The sequence below is a fragment of the Mesorhizobium sp. WSM4849 genome, from assembly GCF_055811385.1.
Genome location: NZ_JBVVPW010000052.1, coordinates 1 through 26,906, shown reverse-complemented (window position 1 = coordinate 26,906; position 26,906 = coordinate 1). Strand labels below are relative to the sequence as shown.

Annotated in this window: 37 protein-coding genes; 6 read left to right on the top strand and 31 right to left on the bottom strand. The window is 63.2% G+C overall.

Translation table 11 applies throughout. The annotated features are described in order from the left end of the window. Positions 1-130: 130 nt before the first annotated feature. Genes AC0L3L_RS34260 through AC0L3L_RS34230 form a run of 7 tightly spaced genes read right to left on the bottom strand, consistent with a single transcriptional unit; the run spans position 131 to position 6,715 of the window. The gene (locus AC0L3L_RS34260) at positions 131-1,195 is read right to left on the bottom strand and encodes an ABC transporter ATP-binding protein (RefSeq protein ID WP_473641691.1); all 1,065 of its coding nucleotides are present in this window, start codon (positions 1,193-1,195) and stop codon (positions 131-133) included. Then, complete coding sequence (locus tag AC0L3L_RS34255; protein WP_473641689.1) at positions 1,195-1,983, bottom strand: ABC transporter permease; 789 nt, start codon at positions 1,981-1,983, stop codon at positions 1,195-1,197. The genes AC0L3L_RS34260 and AC0L3L_RS34255 overlap by 1 nt, the downstream gene beginning before the upstream one ends. Further along, positions 1,983-2,852 (bottom strand): ABC transporter permease, encoded by an 870-nt coding sequence (locus AC0L3L_RS34250; protein WP_473641687.1) that lies wholly within the window; start codon positions 2,850-2,852, stop codon positions 1,983-1,985. The genes AC0L3L_RS34255 and AC0L3L_RS34250 overlap by 1 nt, the downstream gene beginning before the upstream one ends. A 24-nt stretch (positions 2,853-2,876) precedes the next feature. Further along, positions 2,877-3,938, bottom strand: coding sequence for an ABC transporter substrate-binding protein (locus AC0L3L_RS34245; protein WP_473641685.1), 1,062 nt, complete (start codon positions 3,936-3,938; stop codon positions 2,877-2,879). A gap of 55 nt (positions 3,939-3,993) precedes the next feature. Beyond that, on the bottom strand, positions 3,994-4,962 hold the full coding sequence (locus tag AC0L3L_RS34240; protein WP_473641683.1) for a PfkB family carbohydrate kinase: 969 nt from the start codon (positions 4,960-4,962) through the stop codon (positions 3,994-3,996). After that, positions 4,959-5,987 carry an ADP-ribosylglycohydrolase family protein gene (locus tag AC0L3L_RS34235; protein ID WP_473641681.1) on the bottom strand — a complete coding sequence of 343 codons (1,029 nt, stop codon included), beginning with the start codon at positions 5,985-5,987 and terminating at the stop codon, positions 4,959-4,961. Before AC0L3L_RS34235 ends, AC0L3L_RS34240 begins: the two co-directional genes overlap by 4 nt. Positions 5,988-5,989: 2 nt before the next feature. After that, positions 5,990-6,715, bottom strand: coding sequence for a GntR family transcriptional regulator (locus AC0L3L_RS34230; protein ID WP_473641679.1), 726 nt, complete (start codon positions 6,713-6,715; stop codon positions 5,990-5,992). A 241-nt stretch (positions 6,716-6,956) separates the two neighbouring features. On the opposite strand from AC0L3L_RS34230, the gene AC0L3L_RS34225 reads away from it, so the two are divergent. Beyond that, positions 6,957-7,289, top strand: a complete 333-nt coding sequence (locus tag AC0L3L_RS34225; RefSeq protein WP_473529680.1) for a hypothetical protein — start codon at positions 6,957-6,959, stop codon at positions 7,287-7,289. 74 nt (positions 7,290-7,363) lie between these two features. Here AC0L3L_RS34225 and AC0L3L_RS34220 read toward each other — a convergent pair whose 3' ends face one another. The 4 genes from AC0L3L_RS34220 to AC0L3L_RS34205 all read right to left on the bottom strand — a co-directional run bounded on the left by AC0L3L_RS34220 (position 7,364) and on the right by AC0L3L_RS34205 (position 9,015). After that, positions 7,364-7,615, bottom strand: a complete 252-nt coding sequence (locus AC0L3L_RS34220; protein ID WP_123152124.1) for a DUF2934 domain-containing protein — start codon at positions 7,613-7,615, stop codon at positions 7,364-7,366. 103 nt (positions 7,616-7,718) lie between these two features. Continuing rightward, the gene (locus AC0L3L_RS34215) at positions 7,719-7,919 is read right to left on the bottom strand and encodes a hypothetical protein (protein WP_123152077.1); all 201 of its coding nucleotides are present in this window, start codon (positions 7,917-7,919) and stop codon (positions 7,719-7,721) included. A gap of 99 nt (positions 7,920-8,018) precedes the next feature. Then, positions 8,019-8,324 (bottom strand): DUF1236 domain-containing protein, encoded by a 306-nt coding sequence (locus AC0L3L_RS34210; RefSeq protein ID WP_473488161.1) that lies wholly within the window; start codon positions 8,322-8,324, stop codon positions 8,019-8,021. Positions 8,325-8,682: 358 nt separating this feature from the next. Beyond that, positions 8,683-9,015: a hypothetical protein gene (locus AC0L3L_RS34205; RefSeq protein ID WP_473488162.1), complete on the bottom strand. Its 333-nt coding sequence runs from the start codon at positions 9,013-9,015 to the stop codon at positions 8,683-8,685. 223 nt (positions 9,016-9,238) lie between these two features. Between AC0L3L_RS34205 and AC0L3L_RS34200 the strand changes: the two genes are divergently transcribed. Then, on the top strand, positions 9,239-9,385 hold the full coding sequence (locus AC0L3L_RS34200) for a hypothetical protein (RefSeq protein WP_165848859.1): 147 nt from the start codon (positions 9,239-9,241) through the stop codon (positions 9,383-9,385). A gap of 204 nt (positions 9,386-9,589) precedes the next feature. On the opposite strand, the gene AC0L3L_RS34195 is transcribed toward AC0L3L_RS34200, so the two are convergent. The 9 genes from AC0L3L_RS34195 to AC0L3L_RS34155 all read right to left on the bottom strand — a co-directional run bounded on the left by AC0L3L_RS34195 (position 9,590) and on the right by AC0L3L_RS34155 (position 13,655). After that, positions 9,590-9,877 (bottom strand): GIY-YIG nuclease family protein, encoded by a 288-nt coding sequence (locus tag AC0L3L_RS34195; RefSeq protein ID WP_473641677.1) that lies wholly within the window; start codon positions 9,875-9,877, stop codon positions 9,590-9,592. Between the two features lie 247 nt (positions 9,878-10,124). Next, on the bottom strand, positions 10,125-10,418 hold the full coding sequence (locus tag AC0L3L_RS34190; protein ID WP_473641675.1) for a hypothetical protein: 294 nt from the start codon (positions 10,416-10,418) through the stop codon (positions 10,125-10,127). Between the two features lie 253 nt (positions 10,419-10,671). Next, a complete protein-coding gene (locus tag AC0L3L_RS34185; protein ID WP_473641693.1) occupies positions 10,672-10,926 on the bottom strand; it encodes a hypothetical protein in 255 nt (84 codons plus the stop codon). 380 nt (positions 10,927-11,306) lie between these two features. Further along, complete coding sequence (locus tag AC0L3L_RS34180; protein ID WP_473641673.1) at positions 11,307-11,597, bottom strand: hypothetical protein; 291 nt, start codon at positions 11,595-11,597, stop codon at positions 11,307-11,309. 242 nt (positions 11,598-11,839) lie between these two features. Further along, positions 11,840-12,163 (bottom strand): hypothetical protein, encoded by a 324-nt coding sequence (locus AC0L3L_RS34175; protein WP_473641671.1) that lies wholly within the window; start codon positions 12,161-12,163, stop codon positions 11,840-11,842. Beyond that, positions 12,163-12,378: a hypothetical protein gene (locus AC0L3L_RS34170; RefSeq protein ID WP_473641669.1), complete on the bottom strand. Its 216-nt coding sequence runs from the start codon at positions 12,376-12,378 to the stop codon at positions 12,163-12,165. Before AC0L3L_RS34170 ends, AC0L3L_RS34175 begins: the two co-directional genes overlap by 1 nt. Further along, complete coding sequence (locus AC0L3L_RS34165) at positions 12,363-12,614, bottom strand: hypothetical protein (RefSeq protein WP_473641667.1); 252 nt, start codon at positions 12,612-12,614, stop codon at positions 12,363-12,365. Before AC0L3L_RS34165 ends, AC0L3L_RS34170 begins: the two co-directional genes overlap by 16 nt. 16 nt (positions 12,615-12,630) lie before the next feature. Continuing rightward, positions 12,631-12,849 carry a hypothetical protein gene (locus tag AC0L3L_RS34160; protein WP_473529691.1) on the bottom strand — a complete coding sequence of 73 codons (219 nt, stop codon included), beginning with the start codon at positions 12,847-12,849 and terminating at the stop codon, positions 12,631-12,633. After that, the gene (locus AC0L3L_RS34155) at positions 12,846-13,655 is read right to left on the bottom strand and encodes an N-acetylmuramidase family protein (RefSeq protein ID WP_473641665.1); all 810 of its coding nucleotides are present in this window, start codon (positions 13,653-13,655) and stop codon (positions 12,846-12,848) included. The genes AC0L3L_RS34160 and AC0L3L_RS34155 overlap by 4 nt, the downstream gene beginning before the upstream one ends. An 89-nt stretch (positions 13,656-13,744) precedes the next feature. Here AC0L3L_RS34155 and AC0L3L_RS34150 point away from each other — a divergent pair, with 89 nt between their 5' ends. Further along, positions 13,745-13,924, top strand: coding sequence for a hypothetical protein (locus AC0L3L_RS34150; protein WP_473641663.1), 180 nt, complete (start codon positions 13,745-13,747; stop codon positions 13,922-13,924). Positions 13,925-14,010: 86 nt separating this feature from the next. Here the strand turns inward: AC0L3L_RS34150 and AC0L3L_RS34145 are convergent, their stop codons facing one another. After that, complete coding sequence (locus AC0L3L_RS34145; protein ID WP_473488170.1) at positions 14,011-14,151, bottom strand: hypothetical protein; 141 nt, start codon at positions 14,149-14,151, stop codon at positions 14,011-14,013. A gap of 499 nt (positions 14,152-14,650) precedes the next feature. On the opposite strand from AC0L3L_RS34145, the gene AC0L3L_RS34140 reads away from it, so the two are divergent. From AC0L3L_RS34140 to AC0L3L_RS34130, 3 genes are all read left to right on the top strand, one after another. Beyond that, a complete protein-coding gene (locus AC0L3L_RS34140) occupies positions 14,651-14,881 on the top strand; it encodes a hypothetical protein (RefSeq protein WP_473641661.1) in 231 nt (76 codons plus the stop codon). A gap of 145 nt (positions 14,882-15,026) precedes the next feature. After that, positions 15,027-15,197, top strand: coding sequence for a hypothetical protein (locus AC0L3L_RS34135; RefSeq protein ID WP_473641659.1), 171 nt, complete (start codon positions 15,027-15,029; stop codon positions 15,195-15,197). A gap of 511 nt (positions 15,198-15,708) precedes the next feature. Next, positions 15,709-16,257 (top strand): acyltransferase, encoded by a 549-nt coding sequence (locus AC0L3L_RS34130; RefSeq protein WP_473641657.1) that lies wholly within the window; start codon positions 15,709-15,711, stop codon positions 16,255-16,257. On the opposite strand, the gene AC0L3L_RS34125 is transcribed toward AC0L3L_RS34130, so the two are convergent. From AC0L3L_RS34125 to AC0L3L_RS34080, 10 genes are all read right to left on the bottom strand, one after another. Then, complete coding sequence (locus AC0L3L_RS34125) at positions 16,250-16,963, bottom strand: class I SAM-dependent methyltransferase (protein WP_473641655.1); 714 nt, start codon at positions 16,961-16,963, stop codon at positions 16,250-16,252. The two genes, AC0L3L_RS34130 and AC0L3L_RS34125, sit on opposite strands and share 8 nt — an antisense overlap. A gap of 72 nt (positions 16,964-17,035) precedes the next feature. Then, on the bottom strand, positions 17,036-17,218 hold the full coding sequence (locus AC0L3L_RS34120) for a hypothetical protein (protein ID WP_473641653.1): 183 nt from the start codon (positions 17,216-17,218) through the stop codon (positions 17,036-17,038). Between the two features lie 4 nt (positions 17,219-17,222). Next, a complete protein-coding gene (locus tag AC0L3L_RS34115; protein WP_473641651.1) occupies positions 17,223-20,405 on the bottom strand; it encodes a hypothetical protein in 3,183 nt (1,060 codons plus the stop codon). A gap of 162 nt (positions 20,406-20,567) precedes the next feature. Then, positions 20,568-20,933 (bottom strand): VanZ family protein, encoded by a 366-nt coding sequence (locus tag AC0L3L_RS34110; RefSeq protein ID WP_473641649.1) that lies wholly within the window; start codon positions 20,931-20,933, stop codon positions 20,568-20,570. A 103-nt stretch (positions 20,934-21,036) separates the two neighbouring features. Continuing rightward, positions 21,037-21,231: a hypothetical protein gene (locus AC0L3L_RS34105; RefSeq protein ID WP_473641647.1), complete on the bottom strand. Its 195-nt coding sequence runs from the start codon at positions 21,229-21,231 to the stop codon at positions 21,037-21,039. After that, entirely contained in the window at positions 21,231-22,103 is an 873-nt protein-coding gene (locus AC0L3L_RS34100; protein ID WP_473641645.1) for a hypothetical protein, read from the bottom strand. The genes AC0L3L_RS34105 and AC0L3L_RS34100 overlap by 1 nt, the downstream gene beginning before the upstream one ends. Then, positions 22,103-22,594: a hypothetical protein gene (locus tag AC0L3L_RS34095; RefSeq protein WP_473641643.1), complete on the bottom strand. Its 492-nt coding sequence runs from the start codon at positions 22,592-22,594 to the stop codon at positions 22,103-22,105. Before AC0L3L_RS34095 ends, AC0L3L_RS34100 begins: the two co-directional genes overlap by 1 nt. Positions 22,595-22,596: 2 nt before the next feature. Next, the gene (locus tag AC0L3L_RS34090) at positions 22,597-23,043 is read right to left on the bottom strand and encodes a hypothetical protein (protein WP_473641641.1); all 447 of its coding nucleotides are present in this window, start codon (positions 23,041-23,043) and stop codon (positions 22,597-22,599) included. Positions 23,044-23,552: 509 nt separating this feature from the next. Then, positions 23,553-25,994, bottom strand: a complete 2,442-nt coding sequence (locus AC0L3L_RS34085; RefSeq protein ID WP_473641639.1) for a phage tail protein — start codon at positions 25,992-25,994, stop codon at positions 23,553-23,555. Beyond that, a complete protein-coding gene (locus AC0L3L_RS34080; protein WP_473641637.1) occupies positions 25,994-26,587 on the bottom strand; it encodes a phage connector family protein in 594 nt (197 codons plus the stop codon). Before AC0L3L_RS34080 ends, AC0L3L_RS34085 begins: the two co-directional genes overlap by 1 nt. Positions 26,588-26,906: the final 319 nt, after the last annotated feature.

Sequence of the window (26,906 nt, the reverse complement as noted above, 5' to 3'; positions counted from 1 at the left end):
CATTCCTCTGCATCTGGCCTAGGAATCACATCTCGATTCCACCAGTCTACCCCTAAGGTTAGCGCCTATGGGACAGCACCCCCTCTGCCCGGCAGGGCAGAGGGGGTGGGAAGGATCGCCAACTTTCGAGTTAGCTTCCAGCGATCAGCACCGTGCTCTCCGGCGACCAGCGCAGCACCACTTTTTGCCCCTCCGCCAACCTTTCAATGCCGGTGTTCTGCACAATGACCTTGAGCGTCTGGCCGTCGCGTTCGACGAAATAGGTGCTGTTGTTGCCGGCGAAGATGCGCTTGGAAACCTGCCCCCGGAGCATATTGGCGTTCGGATCAGACGTCCCCGAATCGGTGCCGATGCGGATGCGTTCGGGCCGCACCGCGCAGCTCGCCTTGACGCCGGCGGCAAGCGCCGCGCCTGCCCCGGCGGCGATCGCCGTGCCGTCGGGCAAGCGGATGCCGGTGCCGGTGGTCTCGCCGCGAAAGATGTTGGCGTCGCCGAGGAAGGTGGCGGCGAACTCGTTCTTCGGGCTGTCGTAGATCTCCTCCGGCGGTCCTTCCTGCACCAGCCGACCGTCGCGCAGGATGCCGATGCGGTCGCTCATCGTCAGCGCTTCTTCCTGGTCGTGGGTGACGAAGATGGTGGTGATGCCGATCTCGCGCTGGATGCGTTTCAGCTCGATCTGCATGTCGACCCGCAGCGCTTTGTCGAGCGCGCCCAGCGGCTCGTCGAGCAAAAGCACGCGCGGCTTGGTGACGATGGCGCGCGCCAGCGCGACGCGCTGGCGCTGGCCGCCGGACAGCTGATGCGGCCGGCGGCTACCGAGCTTGCCGAGCTGCACCAGGTCAAGCGCATGCTGCACCTCGCTGGCTATCGTTGCCTTGGCTTCGCCACGCACCGACAGGCCGAAGGCGACATTGTCACCCACGCTCATATTGGGAAACAGCGCATAGTTCTGGAACACCATGCCGATGCGCCGCTTCTCGACCGGCACCCGCTCGACGCTCTCGCCGCCGATGGCGATTCGGCCGGAGTCGGGAAAATCGAAACCGGCAATCTGCCGCAGCAGCGTGGTCTTGCCGCTGCCCGACGGCCCAAGCAGTGCATAGAAACCACCGTCAGCGAAATCGATGGACACGTCGTCCAGCGCCTTGTGCGCGCCGAAGCTGCGCGACAAATTCGATACCTGCACGCCGGCCATTATTTCTCTCCGCCGAATTTGAAGAACCGTGCCGTAAGCAACATCAGCGCCATTGAGACGACGATGATGATCGTCGAGACGGCATTGATCTCCGGCGTAAAACCTTTGCGGATCGCGGCGTAGATTTCGACCGGCAACGTTGTCTGGCCCGGCGTCGACAGGAAGTAGGACACCACGAACTGGTCGAACGACACGGCAAAGGCGAACAGCCCGCCGGCGATGACGCCCGGCATGATCCAGGGCAGCGTCACGCGCGAAGTCACCTGCCACTGGTTGGCGCCGAGCGAACGCGCCGCCTCTTCCAGCTCCGGCGCAAATGTCTGCAGCCGGGCCGAGACGACGACGATGACATAGGGCAGCGCCAGCGCCACATGGCCGAGCAGGATCGCGAACAGCCCACGGCCGATGCCGACGCCGAAGAAGAAGATCAGCATCGCCGTGCCGGTGATCAGCCACGGAATGGCGATCGGTGGAAACAGCAGCGCTTGCAGGACTTTCTTGCCGCGAAATTCATAGCGGTAGAGCGCCAGCGATGCCGCCGAGCCGAGCACCGTACAGATGATGGTGGTGATGATGGCGATCTCTATGCTGTTCCAGGTGGCCGATATCAGCTGATCGTTCTGCCACAACGAAGCGTACCACTCAGTCGTCCATTCGAGCGGCAATTGGTAGAAGGGCGAGACGTTGAACGACATCAGCGCCATGATGATAACAGGCAGGTAGAGGAAGGCGAGCAGCAGCCAGATGTAGAGGCGCCCACACCATTCCAGGATACGGGTCGTCGCCATCACGCGGGCCTCCTGAGCACCGGCGACGCCAGCGCCAGGATGACCAGGACGACCGCCAGCAGGATGAACGACAAGGCAGCGCCGAGCGGCCAGTTGAAGACGGCGACGAACTGATCCTCGATGATCGTGCCGTAAAAAGTGCCGGTGCGCCCGCCGAGGATGCGCGGTTCCATGAAGGAGCCGACGACGGGAACAAAGATCAGCGCCGCACCGGCGACCAGCCCCGGCATGGACAGCGGGATGATCACCCGTTTCAGCATTTGCAGCCGCGAGGCGCCGAGCGAGCGCCCTGCCTCGATCAGCGAGTCATCGATGGCCTGCAGCGTCAGGTAACAGGTCAGCACCATGTAGGGCACGTAGGAGTGCACCAGCCCGATGATGACGGCCGGATAGGAATACATCAGGTCGATGTTGATCTTGAACGGCAGCACGGCGTTGAGCGCGGTGTCGAGAATGCCGCCTTCGCGCAGCACCATCGCCCAGGAGAAGATGCGCACCAGCCCGTTCGACCAGAACGGCAGGATGACGAGCAGGAAGATCGCCTCGCGGCTGCGTCCCTTCAGCACCTTGGCCAGCACATAGGCCGCGGGATAACCGATGACGACGCACCACAGCGTTACCTCGAGCCCGAGCCTGAGCGACGCCAGCAGCAGCGTAAAATACAGCCGCTCTGAGAAGAAGGTGGCGTAGTTGTCGAGCGTGAACGCCCACACCTTCCCTGCCAGGGGCAATTCGGTCATGAAGGAGAAGAAGACCATGGCCGACAGCGGCAAAAAGATCGCCACCGTCAGCCAGAGATAGGCAGGCAGGAGCAACGGCAACGCCGATCGCAATCCGCTCCTCGAACCGGTCGCGACCTGTCCAGCCATATGCTCCTCCCGAAAAGCCGGCCGTTACTTAACGTTGACCTTGATCTCCTGCCACAGCGCCAGATAGGCCTCGCGCTGCGCGTCGGTGATCGGCGCCTGGAATTGGATGCGCTTGGCGACATCAGGGTCGCCCATCACCTTGCGGTTGAACGCATCTTCGGGAAGGGCGGCAACCGCCTTGGTGTTGGCCGAGACCGGCGCGCCGACCTTGGTGACCCACTCGACGTAGAAGCCGGGATCGATCATGTAGTTGATGAAGGCCTCGGCGCCGGCGACGTTCTTGGAACCGATCGGAATGGAAAAGGCGTCGAGCCAGGCGACGGCGCCTTCCCTTGGGATGACCAGCGCGACCGGCAGCTTGAAATGCGTCTTGGCACGGTCGGCCGAGCCGCTCCAGTAGGTGCCGATGTCGATCTGGTTGGAGGCGACCATCTGGTTCCAGTCGTTTTCCGAGCTCCAGAATGTCTTGATCTGCGGCATCAACGAGGTCAGCTTCGCCTTGACCGCTTCCATATCCTTGATGTCGTTTATGTTCTGGCCGGTGGCGATGGCGCCGAACTGAACCGCTTCGACAGCATCGTCACGGATGACCACGCGGCCCTTATGGGCTTCATTCCACATTTCGGTGATACTGGTCGGCGGCGTCTCGAAGGATTTCTCGTTGATGGCGAGCGCGGTCAAGCCCCACACCCATGGCACGCCATAGACCTTGCCATCGCGGGCGAGCATCGGCGAGCCTGATTTGTCCGGGCTGATGTCGGCGTAGTTGGGGATCTTCGAGACGTCGATCGGCTGGATCAGCTTTTCCGCCATCGCCTGGTCGTTGAAGGCGGCGTTGATCATGACGACGTCGTAGAGGCCGGGATTGGTCCTGAGCTTGGTCAGCATTTCCTGTTCGGAATTGAAGAAGTCGTTGACGACCTTGTTGCCGGTCGCCTTCTCGAAGGCGGCAATGGCCCAGGGCTCGTCGGCGCCGTAGCCCTTCCAGTTGAGCACATGCACCTCGTCGGCCTTGGCGGCCAGCGTGAGTGCCGAAGCGAAGACGGCGGTTGCCGTGACAAATGCAGTCAGTTTGGGCATGCGCATGTTCGTTCCTCTCATTGTTTGCCCGGTTGGCGGGCTTGTTGCGTCATTTAGGCTGTCATAAATGGGCCTTTTGCTTCCGGCCGTGCACGGATCGATCGTCATGGCTGAGGAATGTCTGGATCTCCTCGTCGGTCGGCGCCGACGATCCGCCATGGCGGGTGACCGAGAGCGCCGCCGCCGCATTGGCGTAACTTGCCGCTTCGAAGGGCGGCACGCCGCGCGACAGCGCGCTGACGAAGGCGCCGATATGCGTGTCGCCGGCGCCGTTGGTATCGACTGCGGCGACCTTGAAACCGGGCACGGCCTGCGCGGTGCCGTCAGCCAGCCGCACGAAGCAGCCTTTCGCCCCGGCGCGGATGATGACCGCCTCGGCGGTCGGGCAGTGATTGGAAAGAAGCCGGGCGGCAATGGCCTCGACATCGCCGGGGCCGGCAATCTCGGCCGCTTCCGTTGTGTTGCAGCTCAGCCAGCTCGTGTGCGCCAGCACCCGGTCGAGAACGGCGCGCGGAATGTCCGAGACGACAGGCGTCGGATCGAAGACGAAGGGAATTTCCGCCGGCAGCGTCTCGATCCAGTCGGCCAGCGCGTCGCGGCTGCCGACATAGCTGAGCGTATAGCCGGAGGCGAACACCCAATCCCCCCGCGCAACCCGGACGGGCGCCATCATGCCGAGGCTGAGCACGCTCTCGGCGCCAGGCCATGACACGAAGGTGCGCTCGGCGTCGCCGCTGATCATGGCGACGCAATTGCCGCTATCCATCAAAGGCGATGGGCGCGTCAGCGTTGCGATCCCTTCGGCGGCAAAAGCGGCGCGCAGGAAGTCGCCATTCGGTCCGCTGCCGAGCTGGCCGCCGAAGACGACCTGCATGCCGGTGCGGCTGGCCGCGACCATCATGTTGAAGCCGCCGCCGGCCACCTGGGCAAAGCTCGATGCGGTCTTTTCGGTGCCGGGCGCCGGCAAAGCGTCGATGCGGTAGACATAGTCGACCACCGCGCTGCCGATATGGACGAGACGCCCGCTCATGCCGCCGCATCCTTGCCTGAACCGCGTTTCGCCATCCGCACCGCGACCAGATCGGCGGCGAGCGCGCGCACCTGCGCCATGTCGAGCCCTTTGAGCCGGGCGATGTGTTCCTGCGGCAATCGGGAAAAGCCGGCGCAAGCGCCTGCCATGCCGGCGGCAATGGCGCCGATCGTGTCGGTGTCGCCGCCGAGATTGGCGCTGATGACGGCCGCCTGCCAGGGATCGCCACCGGCTATTTGCAGCACCGCGAAGGCCGCCGGAACCGATTCCTGGCTGGCGACGCCGGTGCCGACCAGGTCGACGATCAGCCGGATGCCGTCAGTGACGGCCTTGCCGCGGACGAGGCTCCTCGCCCAGTCGATCCGCGCGGCGATATCGCCGCCGGTGACCCAGTGTCCGAGTGCCGCCCCTTGCCTTGCCGCCACAACCGCACGGTCCGAGGCTGCTCGCCAATCGCCGCCGGCAACACCGCAGCTGACGGCGGCAGCGACGGCTGCGGCCGAGGCAATGGCGATCGAGGTGTTGTGCGTGGCACGGCAGGTTTCCGCCACCTTGGCGACCAACCCGTCGAGCGGCTCCAGCGGCATCATGATGCCGACCGGCGCGATGCGCATCGCCGCGCCATTGGTATCGCCGCTGCGTCCCGCTTCCGCGGCCGGCACGCCGCGATTGATGGCGTCGATGGCGCGCTTGGTCGACGGGCCGAGCAGGTCATAGCTGCCGCGCGCCTTGACCTCGCGCTCCCAGTCGAGCAGCGCGTTGACCCAGCGCGTGTGATCGAAGCTGTCGCCTGAAACAACCAGGACACGACCGAGCAGCAGCGCCTGTTCGGTGTCGTCGGTAACACTGCCGGCGGCGAGGCCTTTCGAGACGGGATGGTCGGCGACGGGCGCGACGAAATCCTCGACCTGGCCGTAGAGCTCGGCGATGCGGGCCGGCGACAAAAGCTGCGTCGGCATGCCGAGCGCATCGCCCAGCGCACCCCCGATAAGCGCACCCATCGCCCGGTCGATCGTCGTATCCATGCTCAGAACTCCAGGTGAAGGGCGAAATGCGCCGGATTGAGCAGGCTGGTGACATATTCGATGGCGCGGCCATCGGCGGCGCGCGTCAGGCGCCGCGTGCGCAGGAACGGCGCGCCGGGCGCGCAGTCGAGTATGGCCGCGTCCGCGGCGCTCAGCATCTCGATGTCGGCCCACTCCTCGCCGTGATCGGGGACGAGCCCCGCCGCGCGCAGCGTCTGGTGCAGCGAGCCCTCGCGCAGGCCGCGCAGCGGCACGTCCTCCAGCTCCGGCGACAGCGGCAGGCGGCTGCGCTCGATCGAGATTGCATGGCCGTCATCGGCGTTGGAGCGCACCCGGTCGACGGCTATGAAGAACGGGCTTTCGACGCCCAGCCTGGCAGCGAGCTCGGCATCCTGCATGACTTCGAGCCTGAGCGTGCGCGTGTCGGCATTGGCGCCGGCATTGGCCAGCGCCCGCGACCAGCCGACGGCGTCGTCGACCGGCATGCCGTCGAAGGTGACGAACGAGCCGATGCCGACCTTGGTGGTGATCAGCCCGCGGCTCGACAGTTCCTCGAGGCCCTTGCGGATGGTGTTGCGGCTGACGGAGAAGCGCTGGACGAGCTCGTTCTCGCTCTGCAGGCGGTCGCCGAAGCCGAGCACGCCGGAGCGTATCTCGTGTTCGAGGACGGTGGCGATCCGTTCGGGCTTGCCCGTTCCGGGAGACGACGGAGTCGTGCGACGCGCCATGGAATACCTGTTCAGTAAACCTGTATAGTCCTGTTCAATATCGTGACATGGCAGGCATGTCAACGGCTCGCTGCCAGCACGCTTTCGGGTCCCCGGCATTTGCCGGGCAAGTTTGCGCTGCTGATCACGACGGTTCGTCGCAGGTTGGAATTTTATGGGAACCTTCACCAGCCCCGAGCGGTTTTTTCTGTAGTCGCGATGCGGCGACAACCGAAAAAATGGAGACAAATGGAGGCAAACCATGCTTACGAAGATTCTCGCGGCGTCCGTACTCGCCGCTGGTCTGGCTACGTCTGCGATGGCCCAGACTGCCAGCGACCCCGACGCTGAAATGGGTACCGGCAGCGACAGAAGCGTCGTAATCGACCCGGCCCCGATCGATCCGAACCTGGCCGATGAGCCGGATGCTGTCGATCGCGGGATTACCGGTAGCATTATTGCGGGCCCTGACGGCACGAATTCCAATGCCGATCGGAACTGCCCTATAGGCCCGCAGGGCGCGCTGCCTGATGCCACGCACAAGGCTCCCGGCACGGTCTCACCGACCGTCAACGACAGGCACTGCGGCATGTAGCCGAGATCGATTTCGGGAACTCACGCTTTCGGCCGCGGGGCAGAGCTTCGTCCCGCGGCCGAAGCGTTATTGTTCTAGCTCGCTGAACCTTTGCGCGGCCGAGCAGTCTTTGGCTTGGTGTCCTTTGGCTTAGTGTCCTTGGGCTTGGCCTTGGCGGCCGCCGGCTCCTTCGGTCGAGCCGCTTTGGCTTTCGGCCTGCTCTCCTCACCGTCGACCTCGGCAGTGGCCTGGTCCCAGTGCTGCTGATGCGCGCCGTCGGGCCGGCCGGCCTGTTCCCAGATCGCGTGAGCCCGCCGGCGAATGCGTTCCTGCCTGTCGTCCGTCACTGTTGCCTCCATCGGTTCGGTTCAGGGCCTTGGGCAACAGCTGTCTTAGCCCAAGTTCGGATCGACGTCATGAGTCGGATCGACGCTTTGGGCGGCTTCAACCCTATTCGGACAAGACCGCGACACCGAGGAGTGCCGCTTTCTTGGTGATCAGCCCCGCCAGATCCGCGTCCGAGCGCTCCGTTCCAGTTTGCTCACGCACCGCTGCAATCAACTCCTTCATCGACAACAGGGCAGTGCCCCGTTCAGCAAGCAGCTTGTCGACAGATGCGGCCACATTGCGTGACTCGACATGCGGCAACATGGAAATGGCTCCTTCCCGCGACAAGACGATCAACAGCCGGCTGCCTGCCGGCGAGCCGCCGCTGCTCTCGCGTCTTCCCGAGAGAGCGGCGGGTGAAGGTCAGTCAATGACCTGCACGATCCTGCGGGTGCCGGGATCGACCAGCACGGTGCGATCGTCGACGACCACGTATCTGTATTTGACGTCGGGAACGTCGATCGGGTGAAGCTCAACCGTGTCGGGCACGGTGGAACCGATGTTGAGTTCCACTCCCAGAAGGCTGATCGACGCCAGCGGGTGCCTGTCCACATATTCGCGGATGACTGTCTGCTGCTCGGGCTTGACAATCACCTGGTCTGCGGTGGCCACGCCGACACCGGTGAGCAGAACCAGCCCGGCGGCGGCAGGAACAAGGTGGATCTTCATCGTCTTCTCCTGTTCTTGTTGGCGGACTTCGCCTTCCACGGGTGGCAACAATAGATCACAATCGGGACGGCGGGCCCTCTTTGGAAACGCTCACGCAACCTTCTTGTTCCGTGAGCGGCGGCTAATCGATCGCCGTATTGGCGCCGCTCTGGTGCGTTGCCGCGAGCCGCCGCAGTGGCCCGCGTTCCTTTCGCAGGCACGCGGGCCGATCGGATTGCCCGATCAGCAGCGATACCGGAGGGGGTGATATCGACTGCTTCGAAAGGAACATTTAGCGAGAACTAATGTTCCGCCCCCCAGCAAAAAAGCCTGCCGGCGTCGGGCTCCCGTCAGGCGCCGAGACGGCAAATGCCCCAACTTATTGTTTCGGCGGCTGCGCCGGCACCTCGCCGGGCTTGAGCACCGGTGTCCTGCCTTCGTCCGGCGGCGGTGCGGCCATGCCCTGATCGCCGGTCGGCGGCGGCAGCAGCACGCCGTTGCAGGGATCAAGCGTGTCGGTCAGGCTGTCGCCGGCACCGTTGTTGGCGGGCGGCTCCTGCTGCTGGCCGTTCTGCGGCTGGGCCTGGCAGGGGCCGGCAGGCGCCTGGTCTTGTGTCTGGTCATCCGTCTGGGCGGCAGCCGGCGCCGCCAACGCCAGTGCGCCGAGCACGCCGATGATCAACGCGCTCGGCAGGAATGCGAAAGGTTTCATGTCGAACTCCTTTCCCGCGAACCTCCTTGCCAAAGCAGGTGGGCGGCGATTGGTTCCCGCATGCTGCGACGCGCCCGGCTCCATGCAGGTTCAATCGACCGGCACGACAGTTTTGGGCGGCAAGGGGGCGACTTCCGTTGAACACGCAAAAAACCGCCCCGTTTCCGGGGCGGGCGCAGCATGTTGGTGAATCGTTAATCAGCGGTTGCTACTATATTGGACCATGACCAAAAATCTCGGAAACGCCGAAAGGAATGCCCCAAAGGAACCGGCAAGGCGTTCCGTCTTCAGCCAGCTGGCGCCGGCCCTGTTTCCCCTGGTGATCGTCGCGCTTGGCTATCTGGTCGGCTGGCAATTCTTCGGCTTTTAGAGCATCGGCCGCCTCGGTGCCGCGCGAAGAGACCTGGATCAGGCGCCGCTGCTTCTAGCACCAATCTCCAACTTTTGCGATTAGCCGTAAGCCCCCTGCGCCTTCGTCATCCTAGGGCGGAGCAAGGAGCGAAGCGACGCGGCGCAGACCCTAGGATCCATGCCGTTACCCAAGCCGAAGTATGCAGCGGACCAGAACCGAACGCTACCACCCCGTTCCGCGAAAAAGCTCGAACCACTCTGGATTGCACTTCTCGATCAGGTCGATCTTCCACTGGCGCGGCCAACGCTTCAGCGACTTCTCGCGCTGGATGGCGCCGCGAATATCGAAGTGCTCCTCGTACCAGACCAGACGCTGCACGCCGTAGCGGCTGGTGAAGCGCGAGCCCTGGCCGGATTTGTGCTCCGGCATGCGGCGGCCAAGATCGTTGGTGACACCGATGTAGATCGTGCCACGCTTCTGGCTCGCAGTCATGTAGGCATAGCCGGTCATGGTGGAAGGGTAGCTGGCACCGTTGCGGATGCAAGCACCGTTCTTGGCCGCTGCATTCTTCGGCTGATGTCACGGAATGGATCCCAGGGTCTGCGCCGCGTCGCTTCGTTCCTTGCTTTGCCCTGGGATGACGAAGGCGCGGGGGCTTACGGCTAATCGCAGACGTTGGAGACTGGCGCTTGCAGTCTGGTCGGGCAGCGACCGTCCACGGGGCTCAGCCAAAGAACCAAATCTCTGCACAGAGGAGCTAATCCGGGAAATCGAAAACCGGTTCCTCGCATCGATGGACCCGGCATTGACCGTCAAGCGTCCTCACATAGGAGGTGACAGGCACTTCGGGCCAGTCGCACTCATTGCCGTATTGGCGGACATATCGATCATAGGTGTTGCGGCCGGTGGTCAGGACGATCGCGCGCCGGCTCTGGATCAGCTGCTGCGCCTCGTCGCATGTCATGGTGCGCGCATCCGGCCGGGCGTAAGCCATGCTTGTGGCGGCAAACAGGATGGCTGCGGCTGTCGGGACGATTGGGCGAGCTGGCATGGTAGATCCTCTCAAGGGTCGTGCCCAACGTGCACCTTCGCCCGTGGTTCCGCAACCTTCACCCGGGTCTCCCGCAAGCGGCTGTCGCTGCGGCGCAATAATGCATGTCGCGCAAAAGCTTGCCCTCGGGCTTGACCCGGACTTGACCCGAGGGTGTGCAGCGGTTTTGCGATAACGACATGCATAAAACAACAACCTAAAGCGCGTCGCATGAGGCCGGTCAAACGCGACGCGCTTTAAGACAGGCGCGATCTCACTCCTCCTTCTCCGGCTTGAACCGCCTCACCACCACCTCGAAGACGATGTCCGAGATCCACATCGCCGAGACGCCGATGAGGAACGCCGCGGCCAGCGTCGTGGTGCCGTCGTCGGGCGACGGTATCGGCACGCCGGTAGCGCGGAAGTAATGCACCACTGGCAATGTCAGGTAGGCCGCCGACACCCCACAGCAGATCGGGCGCTGCCTCCGGTTCTCCCTCGGCAAACGTCCGCTCCGGTGACCAGCCAGAGCATGCGATGGGGCTTCTCAGGTTCCCATGCCATCCCTGCGAACGTGACCTGGTCTTCGACCCCGGCGGCCCGCGCGCTGTTCGCCAGTTGCGCAGCGCTCGGTGTTGCCTTCGGCAGGATGAACAGCCTCGGCGACCGCGACCAACCCATTACGTGGCTCAATACAGGCCCCGTTCGCTTGCTATCTACGCTTAGCCCGCTCCGTTACCGGCGGCGGACCCAAGACTCGCTACCGGGCGCATGGCTAGTGCTTACCCGGGCGGGACTTCCACCCGCTGGACACCATGAACTTCCTGACGCACTCATCCTGGGGCGAAGCAAGGAGCGACGCGACGCGGCGCAGACCCTGGGTGTTTGATCCTGGACTTTAATGGCGCATCATCGCAATCCGAGAACCGGTTCCTCGCATCGATGGACCCGGCATTGACCGTCAAGCGTCATCACATAGGAGGTGACGGGCGCTTCGGGCCAGTCGCACTCATTGCCGTATTGGCGGACATATCGATCATAGGTGTTGCGGCCGGTGGACAGGACGACGGCGCGCCGGCTCTGGATCAGCTGCTGCGTCTGTTCGCATGTCATGGTGCGCGCATCCGGCCGGCCGTAAGCCATGCTTGTGGCGGCGAGCAGGATCGCTACGGCTGTCGAGACGATTGGGCGAGCTGGCATGGTAGATCCTCTCAAGGGTCGTGCCCAACGCGCACCTTCGCCAGTGGTTCCGCAACCTTCACCCGAGTCTCCCGCAAGAGGCTGTTGCTGCGGCGCAATAATGCATGTCGCGCAAAAGCATGCCCTCGGGCCTGAACCGAGGGTGTGCAGCGGTTTTGCGATAACGACATGCATAAAACAACAACCTAAAGCGCGTCGCATGAGGCCGGTCAAACGCGACGCGCTTTAAGACAGGCGCGATCTCACTCCTCCTTCTCCGGCTTGAACCGCCTCACCACCACCTCGAAGACGATGTCCGAGATCCACATCGCCGAGACGCCGATGAGGAACGCCGCGGCCAGCGTCGTGGTGCCGTCGTCGGGCGACGGTATCGGCACGCCGGTAGCGCGGAAGTAATGCACCACTGGCAATGTCAGGTAGGCCGCCGCCAGCGCGCCGCAGATCGGCGACGCCACCATCTCGCGGACCTTGTAGCGGTGGCGCGACAAGGCGCGCAAAATGCCGCCGGAAAGGCCGGCGACCACCACCGGCGCCTTGACGCCGAGAGCATCGAGAAGCTCCTGCATTATGGCTTCCACCCGCACCATCTGGCGCCCTTCGCGTTGTAGGCGTTCACCTCGTCGAGCTCGGGCCGCGTCATGGCGGCGACGACGACGGCCACGGAGGGACGGCGCGCCTGGTTGTGGTCGCACCAGACCTGACGCGCCGGCGAAACCGGCGTTGTGCATCCGGCGAGCAACGGCCCCCCGAGCAGCAGACCGATCATCAGTGCCTTGCCCATCGCCTCGCCTCCCGCCGTGCGGCTTCGTCCGGCAGGTCGCGCGCCGCGCGTTCGGCATCCGTTGCCTCGCGGTCCATCTCGAGGCGATCCTCGACGGCGGCGAGTTTTTCCGCCGCTCGTCTGGCCGTATCCTTGTTGGCCCGGCTGATGCCGCCGGCGACAAACAGGCCGATGCCGCCGACCAGCGCGGCGAGTATCGCCATGATCGTCGTATTGCCGGCGAACGCGCTCAGCATGGAAAGCACCCACATCTCAATTGCCCTCCACCGCAGGCTGTCGTCTGACGAGGCCGGCAACGCCGTCGCGGACGACGTTCATCAGGATCTTGAGCAGGGTCAGCACCCCGGTGATCTTGAGCGCCAGGGCAGCGTCGATGCCGAACAGCGTCCAGTCGAAGCCGACCAGGCCGGTGAGCAGCAGGATCAGCATATTGATCAGATTGTGCGCGGCATTGGTATTGAACCACGTCATGGCTTTACCTTTCGAAACAAGGACAGGATTGCGGCGACCAACGGAGCCAGGACTGCGGCCCAGAATCCGGGCAATGGTCCGGGCAACGCTCCGGGCCGGACTCCAGCCTCGCCCGGCTCGTGCTTTGGCCCTGAAGACGCAAGAATGTCCGGTTGCGGAGCCTGCGGGATCGGAACAGGCGCTGGAGGCTGCGCTGGGGCAGCGGCCGGCGTGTCCTTGACACCGGACCATTTGCGGAACGCCTCGGCAAGCCTGATATCGTAGGCGTTTTTCCCATAGGATGCGCCGTTGTAACCCTTGGCAAAGCCGGCCCAATCATGCTTGCGCAGTTTGCCGTCGAGCCGGTTGGCGGCGATGAAATTGACCGCCGCCGCCAGCTGCAGCGCCTCGTCCTCCATCATGGCTTCGACCATGGCCTGCACGGTGAGGAAGCCGGCCGCCTTGAAGTTCTCGCCGAGAACCTGGCCGAGGCCCCACGACGCCGATCTGAGCGCCGCCGTCTCGTCGATCGCGTAGGCGGCTTTCAGGCGCGGGTAGCTGTCCCGGGGATAAGGCTTTTCGCCCCATCTGGCATAGGCAAGGCCGGCCGCGACAGCTTGCGCCCGCTTCGCCCCCGACAGGTTGCGGAAAAATACATGCGGCTCGAACAGGATGATTGGCCGGCCATGGGCGTCGAAGCCATGCCCGCTGGTTTCGACATCGAGAAAGGCGTGGATCTCGTCCTCGCCGACGCCGATCCTGGCGCCAAGTTTTGGCAGATCGAGGTCGTCCAGGCGCCTGGCGGCACCCTTGAACGTCATGTCCATGGTCGTGTCCTTTCCGCCCTCGCGGGCCGGTTGATGTTTGCAAGCGATTGTGTGAAATGAGCCCAAGGAGAGCGGGAGGACAGCGGCCGATGTCGCAAGATGAAGGAACGGCGCGCTGGACGGTGAAGGCCGAGCTATGCGCGGTCGGCCGCGACAAGCCGCTGCTTGTGGCGCTGGCAGCGATCCTGTGCCTCTATTGCGGGCTGATAGCCGGGCCGATCCTCTATGCGTTCCTGGCCGTCCAGGGTATGGCGGATTTCTTCAAGTGATCGTGCTGACCGCTTGAGAAGCTCGATCCGTCCTGCCACCTGGACCGAAATCGCTTAGAGACTGTTTCGAAATTCGCTCTGGCGAGTCATATGGTGGTGGTTTCGAGAACCGGCGCGCAGCGGATATTTGAGCGCTGCGCGTCCAATTGGACGCGCAAAGGACGCTCTAACACTTTGCATTTGCGCATGACCCTTTCCGGGAAACCGAAATCGGTTTCCGGGGTCATGCGCTGGTCCGTGAGCACCGGCCTACGCCGGCCGTAGCTTTAACTGCCACGACCGCTCATAAGTGCTTCGGCCGGCGAAGGCCGGAAGCGCAGAAAACGCCATCAGATGGCCGCCCGAGTAGAGTTTCCAAACGGTCTCTTAGCCGGGATGAAACTGCTGCCAGGAACCGTTCATACCCCGAGGACACCGGGTGCGGGAGGGCACGTGACAATAAGGATCAGGCTTCCGGGCGGGACACTGAAGATCAAGAAAAAGGACGAGCTGCGCCGCCGCGAGCAGAAGCGCCAAGTCCCGGTCTGGCGGGTCGGAGACTACTTCATCGTCTGGTGGCCGAGCAGCATGTCCGGGCGCCCGCCAAATCGATGATCCCGAGCCTGCGCCCGGGGCCCTTCTGGAAACAGTCCCAGAAATAGTCCCAGAAATAGTCGATGACCGGTTTGTTGACTTTTACGCCACGGAAGCTCTCTAGTTGCTGCGCTGCACAATGGGGTTGGGCTGATGGCGGTTCGGATCAAGTTGCCGGGCGGCACCTTGAAGATGAAGGTGTATCGGGAATTGCGCGGGCGCGAACGCAGCCGCCGCATTCCTGTCGTCAAGATAGGTTCGGTCTATTTCACCTGGTGGTCGAACCGGTGGTGGTCGAACCGGTGGTGGTCGAACCGGCCGCGTCCTTTTATCGGCCAGCCGGGTGCACCGGACGATCCGGACCAACTCCAGGCAACGCGTTGACGCCCTGACCGTCATCGGGCGCCTGTGCCTCGAACCCTTCCCGGGAAGAGTCAAAAAAACCATCGGCTGTTGACTCTTCCCCGGGGGAAGTTCTCTAATTGCTGCATCGCACATCATCATTGCCTTACCGGCGGGAGTTGAACCGATGGCAGTGCGTATCAAATTGCCGGGCGGCACCCTGAAGATGAAAGTCTATCGCGAATTGCGGGTGCGCGAACGCGAGCGCCGCGTGCCGGTCATGAAGATAGGTTCGCTGTATTTTATCTGGTGGTCGAACAGCCAGCCTCACGACAAGCCGCAAGACAGCCGTCGTTAGTCTTTGCAGTCTTTGCGCCATTCGCCTGCGCGGCGGCGCGGGCTACGGCGTGTCTTTTGGACGCGCAAGCAAGCCAGCCGGCAGCCAGACGCCGCCGAAATTATCGACCCACAAGATCACTCGGTACAAGTCTATCTGCGGTTGGCGAAATGCTACCTGCACTGGCTCGTTGCTAGGGGCCGTGTCGAGCCGAACGAACTAGAGCGTGAACTACCTCACGATCACGCTTGCAAAGCGGAGGTGCTTGCCGCAAATGATGACCGCCCAACGGATCTGCCCCTGACGATGCGAACTAACCTGCCGGTGGCACAAACCCTCAAGCGCTTTTTGGTCCAAGCAATCGATGGCCGACACATCCCTGCGCCAATGATGGCAGCCGACGACGAGCACGATGCGCAGGCAGCATTGAAGGAGCTTAGTACGCGAATGCCACAACGGCACCTCATGCTCTGCGACGGTTTGCAGGTTATCGCCGAGAGGCAGCAACAAACACGATACGGAAGACACTGACATGCCTTTTGTGCCGCCCTTCCTGCAACGCCTAGCGGGCGCCAATGTCGGCGCTGGCACGAAGATGGCCATTCAGAGTGTCCGCACTGCCCGCCGTGGCCATCACTCGATCGGCGAGGACGGGATCATCAACTGCTACTTCTCGTTTGATCGACCAGAAGCGCGGATCACGATCGGAAGGCGCTGCTACATCGGCAAGAGCCACCTAGTCGCTGCAGAACACATCACTATTGGCGATGATGTCGTTATCTCATGGGGTACGACGATCGTTGACCATAACTCGCACTCGCTGGATTGGAAGCAGCGCACAAGCGATGTCGCCGAGTGGCATCAAGGCAAAAAGAACTGGTCGGGTGTCGGCATCGCGCCGGTCACAATCGATGAGAATGTCTGGATCGGCTTTGGCGTGACAATCCTGAAAGGTGTCACGATCGGCAAGGGCGCGGTCGTCGGCGCAGCGTCTGTCGTCACGAAGGACGTAGAGCCCTTCACGATCGTTGCCGGAGTTCCTGCTAAAAAGGTCCGCGACCTTTCAGAATCAACTATTTAGTGCTGCATAGCGCTCCGGCCATGTACGCCATGTTCCGCACCGCAGCCTTGGGCGCGACCTTGAGAAATTCGGTCCGCAACTTGTATTTCACCCATCCTTTGTACCGCCCGGCCAAGTGCTGTTCATAAGCGAGATCGTGAGCAAACGTCATCAGACTATCGACCTTGAGCCCGGAAGTATTGAGCAGATTTTCGAACGTCAGCGGCGTGTAGAAATTGATATGCCCATACGGCCCGGACATCCGAATGGCGCGATTGAGGTTTCTCGTATGCTCCAGCGGCACCTCGATGTAGAGCTTCTTGCAGACCCTCGCCGCCTCCATCAAAAACATCCGTTCGTGCTCGACGTGTTCGACAACGTGGATGGCCAACCCAAGGTCGAACGACTTGTCGGAGTGCGGAATGTGGTAGCCATCAAAAACATCGAGGCTCTTCAGACTAGGGATTTTCCGTGCCTTGATGGCCTCAATACCCGAGGTCGAAATCTCGACGGCCCCGAGTGTCTTTGCCAGATTTCGCTTGTTGAGCTTGTCCAGCACAGCCCCTTCACCAGCCCCGATGTCAAGGACCTTTTCGAAGGTCTCCCCCGGGAGGATCGCTTCTATATGGCCGACTGATTGCTGCGAAGCAATTTCGCGTTTCGCGGCTACTTTGCCATCTGCGTAATAGTCATCATAGATCGCTATAATGCTGCCGGCGTCCGCCATAGAGAAATCCTCCTAAGGATCGCCCCCGCCAAGCCAACCGTGCCATAGCGCGCGAACCGCGTCCAGTACGGACTAGGCGCCTCCCAGCCACACTTCGACGAGCCCTTCGGCATCGTCCTTAGGCACTGCGATTTCTCGACTATAAGTCGGGTCATTGGGCTTCGTAATCAGGATCTTCTTGCCGACGATCACCCATTCCTCACCTTCTTCAAGCGTCGCGATCACTTCACCCTTGCGATGAACTGCGAATGGCATGGTCTTATCCCCTTTCCGCGACGTATTCGATGAAGCGCAGCGCATTGCTGTCGTGGCCGGCATCGTTGTAGTGCAGACCCTCTTGATAGGCCCCCGAGTTGACATAATCGAACCCGTCAATCGGGACCGTCAGCACATTGCGCGACCGATAGGTTTGACGTATCGCACCAAGCGCTGCGTCGTAGGTGCGACCGCCTGTATAGCTGCTATCCCAAGCGGATGATGGCCGTGTTGGCGGCATGGCCATCATGCGAGGAGCGCCGGCCGCCTCCAGCGTGTTGATAATCGACGTGATATTGGCCGAAATCGTCGCCGGCGGCGTGCTAAAGCTGTCATTGATGCCCAGGGCGAGGACCGGCACAATTTTGCCGCCAGCATAGCCGCATTGTGCGACCGCAGAAGCAAGGCGCGGCGCGTTGAAGGATGCGAACGTATAGCTTCCGTGCGCAGCGCGCAGCGTCCGCAGGCGCGGACGCGAGCCGGCCGCCTTGATGCCGAGACGGATAAGCCCAGTGATCTCCACCGGTCCGCCTACGGCCGTAAGGGTATAGTTTCCGCTCGCCGCCTGCGCTGTCAGGGACGGGCCGGAATATTGATCCAGCGCCAGAGCGCCGGCAGCGTTCACAGTCTTGTAGGCCGCTCCACCGTTGAAGGCGAACGCGAGCGAGCCTTGACCGGCGTCCTGGGTGTAATGGACGTCGACCTGCTCATAGGCGCCCGTGAACGTCAGCGACGCGCCATCCGCAAGGATGATGCTTTCGCCGAGCGGCCCGCGCGTTCCCGTCGACACGGTTCCGCTGGTCGTGACGCCATAGAAGGCGGGCGTATAGGTTGAGCTAGGCCGCAACGCCGTCATGCCAGGCTCATCATGCGCAATGCCGAGATTGGCGAACTGCGTAACTCGATTGAACCAGTGGGCCGAGCCATTGCTGGCCAGAGCCCAATGACCGATGCTGTCGGCGATCAGGCAAAGCACATCGTTGTTGGCGATGTGCTCCGCCATCTTGGCCCGGAAGCCATCAGAAAGATTGAACAGCGACGGGCGAGCCGGAACGAAAAACCTCCTGCCACCGACAAACGGCTTTCCAGGCCCCCAAAAGCCGTCGCCAGACTTAGGCATGGCCGTCAGCGCGAAGCTGCCGGGCGGGACGTAGGGATTTGGGTGAGCGGCCCCGGCCGAAGCAAAGATCGCGGTCGCGTCAACGACGCCATTCGGGTCGGCGTCTGCCAGCAGGTTCATGCCGGTGTTCTGCGCGCCGCCGGTCAAGGCCCTTGCTGCATCCGCTATAAGACCGGTCTTGATCGTGAAGCGGACCTCATAGCGGTGCTGGGTCGAATTCGACACGCTGGCGCCGTTCGACAGCGCCCCGTTCCTGAGCCAAACGGGAATGCCTTCCGGATTGACGCTGTTCTGAAACTTGTAGCCGCCGCCGCTGGTCGCCGGATATTGTTCGGCCGCAATCGGGATCGAGAGAGGGATAGAGGGAACGCCATTTGCAAGAGTGATTGGCGTGGTGCTGATCACGTTGACGGTTGGTCCTGCCAAGACCTCGACAACATGGATCAGTGCAGCACCCGCGCCGCTCGCCCCGACATCGACCTGAGTGATGCAGCCAGCGGCGGGAGCCGGCGTTTGCATGACAATGCTGTAGTTCGCAGGCGTGTTCGCACCGGTGTTGACCAGCGACGGCCACCCGGTATCCAATTCCGAACCGACAACATCGACAAGACCTTTTGCGGTATCGTAGGCGGCGCGCGCCTTTGTGCCGACTTCACCCGTGAAAGTTGCTTTCCATTGCGGGCCGTTTGTAAAACCGATGGTCTTGGCGGTGTGCGAGGTCGGCAACGCCGCCGTAACCCACTCGCTTTCGCCGTTCGCAATTGCCCCGGCCGTATAGTACCAGGTGCCCACGCCTGTCCGCTGTAAGCCCATGACGCTGCCGGCCGGCTTCAGGATCGAGAGCCCCGAGTTGACGGAGGACGGGCCGGTAACGACAGGGATAGTTTGTTCAGAGACCAGAGTTAACGTGCCATCGCCCTCGACGTGGGCAAAGACGATATGAATTGTTCCCGGCCCAGCGCCGAAGCCGAGTTCTACACTCGACAGAAATTCATCTACCGTCGATAGTGACCCCGGCCAGTAATAGATGCTGCTGTTGGAGACCACCGTGCCGCCGACCGAACCAGTGATCGCAACCGGCCCGACCGTCCTCGATCCGATCAAGGCGATGACTTCCGCCGCCGAAGGACGAACGCCCGTGTCGACGGCAACCGGCCCGGCCGCCACAGTGTACATTCCAAGGATACCGGCGCTGACTTCGGTCCAAAAGTATTCACCAACCTCAGCATTCCGGGCGAGGACCGCCGCCGCACCTGCGCCAGCCAATCCCGCCGACGCCGCAAAGCTGAAAGCTGGCGCCACCGTGTAGGAGCCGGGCGCGTTGATCAGGATCTGCGTCAGCGCGCCGCCAGCGACAACGAAGCGGCCGGCCGCGCCCGAGCCAGCGCCACCGGTAAACGCCAGGTCGAACGTGCCGTTGGCGCCACCGGCGCCCGCCGTGATCGCACCGCTACCGACGATACCAAAACCGATCGCCGCCGTCGTTGTCGGGAAAATGCCCTTGCCATACAGCGACGCGTCGCGCGCCGCCTGCGCGCTGGCCAGATTGGCCGCGGTGGTGACGACATCGGCGGCGGTTTGTCCGGCATTGGCGACAGAGCTGGCAGCGCTGGCGGCTGCCTGGCCGGCACTGGCCTCGGTGGCATCCTTCAGCACCTGCGTTGCATCGCGCAGCGATTCGACATCCTCGACCACCTCCGCAATGTCGGGCGGCACAAACGGCGCAATGGCGATGGCATCGCTGCCCACCACCGGCTCGTCAGCGCTAAATTCTAATACCCGCCCGGCATTGATTGTCCCAACCTGGGTGTGAACCGTCGTTCCCTTCTGCAAGGTGCGGGCGGTGCGGGCGTCGGCGGCGCGAAACCATTCGCCTTCGCTGACCGTATAAATGCCGTTCTGTCTCTGGTCGGCCTGGTGCTTGACCAGCACGCGGTCGCCAACCTCGCACGGCACGCCGTCGATGGCCTGCAGGCCATGAAGGAGGATGTTGACCGTGGTCGCCAGGCGCACGGGTTCGCGTTCGCCGGTCAGAAGTCGAACGGCGGCAGTTGCAGGTCGAGCCATCAGGCTTGCTCCATGAAAAAAGCCCCGCGAAAGCGAGGCTTGAAAGTGCTCTATGATTTCAGCGTGCGCTTACGCGACGCGCGGTCCATGGGCAATCTGCGGGGCGCGGAAGAGGCGCGGCTCCGGCCTCAAGAGAAAAAGGGCGCCCAAAACCGTTGCGGTCTATGGCAATCCGCCAATGCGCCTCCCAACGCGCCTCTTTGTCCAGCCGGCGATTGTCAGCCCGCACGCCATGCCGGCGCAGTCGGCAACCCAGTCGAACCCATCCAGATCGCGCCCGATCAGTTGCGAGCCCTGAAGAACCTCGATCGCCGCGCCGGTGAAGGCGAGGACAACAACCAGCCTTGCCTTGTGTTCCGGCCAGCCGAGGCTTCCCAAGGCCGCCAGCACGGCGAAGGCGATGGCGTGATGCAACTTGTCATCGTAAAGCGTGACCGCCGTGCCGAAATCCGGCAAGAACCGCGCCGGCAGAAGAGTAAGCAGGAGAACGCCGGCCAACGTGACCGGAAAAACGATCCTTGCCAGCATCGGATAAGACTCTAAGCGCAACAAGATAGGGTCAGTCCTTCATCTGAAGCCTGGACGGGCAGGTGGATTTCCGTTCCAATGATCGCATCAGCGCCTGGGAATTTCAAATCCAGAACCACAAGCCTGTGTCGTAAGAAAGGCTGCCGTCGCTCTTATCACTATGGATAACGACCACATACCTGCGTGCATTGCCAGCGGCGATTTCAGGAACTTTGGGTTTTCCCATGAAAAAGCCTGTGGCCAAAGCAACAGGGGCAGGTAACGAGAAAATCCAGCCCGGCCGCCTGGTTGCGGACATCAGTTTTGCGCCACCGAGGCGCCGGCCAGCCGGGCGAGCGCAGCCCTGTCGTCGGGCCTGAGATCAGCAAGGCGGTCGTCGCCCGAAGCGGGCGAATTCGGGTTTTTCGCCGACAGATCGGTGCCGCCTTCAGCGCCGGTGGTTTCACCGTTGATCGCGCCGTCGGTGGCCTTGGGCGCGGCGCCAAGCAGTTCGATAGCGCGGCGCGGATCCTTGGCGATCATCGCCTGGACGAGCGCCTTTGCCGTGTTGCTGCGCCAGCCGGTTTCGGCCAACTGCCGGGCGACCGGGTTGCCCATCTTGGCGATGAAGTCGAACCCGCTCTGCCTGATCGCCTCGAATGCTGCTGTATCGTCCGGGTCGCTCTGCGCGATTGCATTGAGCTCCGCAGCCTGCGCCTTTGACCATTCGGCCTGCTCATAGTCCTGGCGGCGCGCATATTGCTGTGCGGCCATGCGCGCCGACCCGGCCAGCCTCAAAGCCTCTTTTTGCCTGATGAAGCTGGCGCGTTCGCTTTCCGGCATTTTTGGCACGGTGCTGTCGAAGATCTTGTCGAACAGGCCCGGCTTGACGACACCATTGCGCGGGTCGACCTGGCCATACATGGCGTCGTGCAGGCCGCGGCCGTCGGCCGGCGCATTCTGGATCGCTTCTTTCTCGGCCTGGGCAATCTGCCCGTTCAGCTCGCGGCCGATGACCTCGGCGTCGAACGCATCCTGCTGCTGCTTCTGCTGCCGGAACCGCTCGGCGACGGCCGAGAGCTCGTCGCCAACGCCCTGCATGGCGGCGCCGACCGGCGAGCTGTCGGGATAGGAAACTGCGTTGCCGGTGTCGAGCCGGCGCTGGGCGAGCTGGAGGGGGATGGTCGCCATCAGTAAAGCCCTCCGCCCGGCGCCGGCGAAAAGGCGCTGTTGCCGAACGTCACCGCTCTGCTCGGGTCGTACAGCCCGGAAAGGCCGGACACGAGATTGCCGCCTGCCCTGAAGATCGAGGCAGCCGCCGCCTGCCTGCCGAAAAAGCGCGAGATCGCGGCCTGCGTGGTCAAATTGTTCTGGCGCAGCTGCGAGCCGTACTGGATCGCCTTGATGTCGAGCTGACCCTGCCGTGCATTGGCGGCGAGCACCTCGGTCGGCGAGCCTGACAGGGCGACGCCCGAGACGCCGGCCCGGGCGCGCGCCTGCGACAGCAACAGATCCTGCTTGTGGCGCTCCTGGCCCTGTTCGAAGGCCGCGGCTTGCGCGTCGGCCCGCGCCTGCTGCTCATAGGCTCTGGCCTGGTAGTCGGCCATCTGCCGCGACTGCTGGCCCCCGACCAGCGCGCCGCCGACCGAGAGAGCCGTGCCGATAAGGGCAAGTGTGCACATGGTCAGCCGCGGCCCCGGCCACGCAGCGAAAATCTGGCCGCGATGCCTCCGACCGGCGCGCCGAGCGCCGGTCGCGGGTCGAGCGCGCCGCCGGGGCTGAGCAGCGACAGCAGCAGTCTGTCGGCCTGGATCGCTGCCGCGCTGAGACGAGCGGGTGCTGCCGCTCGCCGCCCGGCTATGGCGGCGCGCCGGATGGCAGTCGGGTTGATTTTCAGGCTGGCAACGCCGGCGGCGTCGAACTGGCTGTTGGCGGTGGCGACGGCACGGCGCAAGGCATCGGCGTCGAACAATTGCTGGCGCAGCTGTTCGATCAGCCATTGGGCCATGCGCCAGCGCTCGTCGAGGGAAGCGGCGTTTGCCCTGATCTCGTCGGCAAGTGCTGCGATGTCGACGCAGGTTTCACTTTGCGCGGCGGCGGCGCGGCGCTTGTCATCGGGGATTGGGGTCACGGGAGGGTCCTTTTAGGAGGGTGATGGGCGGTTCACGCAGCTGCCGATCTCCCCCCTCGGGGGGAGATGCCCGGCAGGGCAGAGGGGGCGCGAAGGAACGCGGCCTTGGGTTTAACGTTTGATCAGCCGAGAATTGGCGCGAGGAAGCAATTGCGGTTGATTGATAGGCCGGCGGAACAGCGCCGCCCTCTGTCCTGCCGGACATCTCTCCCTTGAGGCAGGGCTATCGCAGGTGGAAAGCCGAGGCTTTCGCTCTACGATGCACCCCCGCCCCTAACCCCTCCCCACAAGGGGGAGGGAGACTTCCGTTGGCGCCGACCTCGGCAGATTGCCTGCCCTTCAGCGCCAAATGGGAAATTAAAGGCGCGCGGCAGCGTTCCCTCCCCCTTGTGGGGAGGGTTAGGGTGGGGGTCCACCTTCGCAAGAATCCATATGCGATCGCCCTGCCTCAAGGCGGGAGATGTCCGGCAGGACAGAGGGCGGGAACGCTACGTTTGGTGTTTGAGGGTCTACGCCTCACTGTCGAACACCGGCGTGAACGCCCGGATGGTGCACGGCGTCGGGTTGGTGTGCCTTATCCGCACTCTGCCCTGCCCTTCCCAGCTGTCGTCGATCGGCACCTCGACATTGCCAGTGAACAGATTGGCCATGCCGTCGGGCGAGACGATCGAGGGGATACGAACCGGCTCCCACCGACCGCGCATCAACGACGTGATTTCCAGCCCGGTCGTGTCTGTTTCCAGCACGGAGAGGATGACCTTGGCGACCTTCTTTCGACGCCCGACGATCGATCCGTCCTTGCCGCCGACATCGAGCTCCAGCGTGTCGGCGCCGGCCTCATAGGGTAGCCCGACCTGCCATTTGGCCGCCGTTGCCCCGCCGGGCAAGGAAACCGCTCCGGCAGCCACGACAAGGCCCTTGTAGACCTTGCCATCCGCCAGGGCGTCGACGGTTTCGCCTTCGAGGTGACCCAGGCCTGTGACCATCCCCACGGCCGCGCCGGTGTAGGACAGGCCGCAATCGACTTCGAACGCGTCGGCGACCTCGCCATATTCGAATGGCACAGTCTTGATTTCGATAGTGCGCTTCGTCGCCCCACCGATGGTGCGCTTGACGATCAGCCACAGATCATCATTGCCGTCCTGCCCCGGCGTCACCAAGGCGCTCTCAACGACGCCCCAGCCCGAACCCGAGAAAGAACCGGCGATGCGATGCCGGTGCATGCCGCGGACTTCCTGGGAAGGCTGGTGCGTGTAGCCGCCGAGTTCTCCGTTATCCAGTGGGAACCACAGCAGCGGATCGGGATCGGTCTGGAATGCCAGTTCGACGACGCCCTTCTTCGGAATATGCTCGGAAATCTGTCCGACATCATCCGACGTGAAGCGGCCGGTGGCGCTCTGGGTCAGTTCGGCGATCGATTTGCGGGAGCGCGTCACGTAAAGGAACGACTGACCGGCATCCACCGGACGGACCTTGGCGCAGCCGAATGTGCGGGACCGACAGTTTTTGAAGGACGACGGCGTCAACGCCTCGTCGATGCCCGAACCCGACAGCGCGCGGACCCCGCCAAGCGTTCCGATCAGCAAAGCCCCATCGGATTCCGCAATCCATGTGATATCGTTGGCCTGGCCGCCGCCGGCCTGGACGAATTCCAGCGCGTCGTCATCTTCATCGCCGAGCGCGAAATTGTCGAAATCGCCGGTTGCGGATGCGTAGACGGAGAATTTTCGGCTGAAGGCCAGCCGCTCCTCGTACAGCGAACCGCTTTCGACGTACTTTCCGGGAACGAAAGTGCCGAGACGCCAGCGCGCGATCGGGCTGAGATTGGGAAGCGCATGCCCATACAGCCTGACTTTGACCACAGTCGTGCTGGTGCGGCTGGTGATGCGCGCCCAGCGCCAGATGGCATCCGAGCCGAGCAGCCGAATGGCGCGGCCGACATCTGATGCCTGGAAACCGGTGCCGTCATTGATGCCGACGATCGAGGACGCGGTGAGATCGAATGGCGTCTGTGTATCGCCATCCTCATGCCATCCCATTTCCGCGATCGTAACATTGCTGTCGTCCTCCGAGCCGGTGATGTTCAGCCGATAGGACTGGTAGGCCGTTTCATTCTGGAATTCATAAAACCGCACCTCGCCGCGCGACCACCCGGTTTCCGCCGTTCGGCTATCAAGCGAGATCCAGTTCGTGCCGTCAAAACCCTGGAAATCCCAGGCGACCGGTGCCCTTGTGCCGCCAATGGATTGCGCGCGAAGCCAGTAGCCGTCACAAACCTTGGTCCCGGCGAAGCCATAGGACACGAAGCCGGTGGTCGTGCCGAGCGAAAGGTTTGACCCATTGTTCCGGTCGAACACCTTGTAGGCGTCGGCGGCGCCGCTGCTGTCCGCAGCAGTGCCGCCTGCAGCGGTATTGCTGGTCATAAGAGGATGGACGGCGCCGGTCTCGGCGGGGGCCATCGTGGTCGCGGTTGTGTTGATGTCGTCATAGGGGCCGTCGAGAAAGACGAACTCGGTCAGCGTCCATGTGGTGTGCGCCGTGCGGGTGAGAACCTGCGGCGGGTAGTCCGCGTGGGTGATCCACATCTGGTCGGCGGATTGGACGATTTGCAGGTCGAACAGATCGGCTTCGAGATAGGGTGTCGCCACGTCCACCGTGCCGACGCGGGCGCCATAGGCATAGACGCGGATGTAGAGGTCGCCGAACTCCAGCATATAGGCCTGGTCTGCCGAGAAGATGAACGGTATGCCGCGCGTCTTCTTCGACGAATCCTTGGCCTCGCCGACGAAATACGACCCGCCGCGCTTGCGGATGCCGCCATGCGGCAAGGTGACGAAGTTTTCGCACCGGGAGAGCGCCGCGCGGTAAAGATCGAGCGACGCGCGGGCGTGTAGGCGCGGCGAGATCTCGCCACGAACGAATGTGTCCTGGACCGAATAGAGCGTCGTCATCAGCGCACAAACCCGCCGTGCTGGATCGCCCAGGACGTCGTCGAAAGCCTGCCGCCACGCTGGATGGCGTTGGACTGGAACGCCGCGTCGAGCGCCCGGTCATGGGCACCGCGGGCGATATCGATCATGCCCGCCTTGTGGGTCAGCGGATGCGCGATCTTGATGGCAAGGGCCGCGACCAGCACTTCCGTGAACAATGCGTCCCAGTCGTTGGGATCGGTCAGGTTGGCGACATAGCGGATGACGCGCGGGCTGCACTGGTCGGAATAGATCAATCCGGCTTCCTGGCGCCACGAGATCGGCACCCCATCCGGCTCGCCATTGTGGGTCAGCGGCAAAGGCCGCAGGCAGTCCACGGGCAATTCATAGGCAAAGTTTAGCGTGCCCGCGCCGCTGCCGGTATCGGACCCGGCGACGGCGGCCGCCAGGATGGCGAACACCCAGGCATGCTTCGTCAGCTCCGTCTCGCGGGTCAGGTCGAAATGCAGATTGAGCAGGCGGGCTGCCTTCACGTCCTGATCGAGGCTGTCGATCGGCGCCTCGTCGAGAACGCCAAGCGCCATGTTGGCGATGTCGAGCGGGGTGATGGCCATGGTTTTAGGCCTCCATCAGTGTGGATCGGGAAAAGCAGGGCCTAGGCCCACAGCAAAAAGCCGCTTCGTAGCGGCTGGGATTTTTGGGGGATGATTGATGATGGGGTCGCGTTCCTTCGCGCCCCCTCTGTCCTGCCCTCTTTGCCAGCACTTGGCATCTCCCCCACTTGGGGCAAGGCAATCGCATTTGGATTCTTGCGAAGGTGGACCCCCACCCTAACCCTCCCCACAAGGGGGAGGGAAAGTTGTGTGCGTCAAGTTCTGCAAAAATGGCGTGGCATTCAGCGGTGACGTTGGCGTGTCCGCCGCGCAGCCCCCG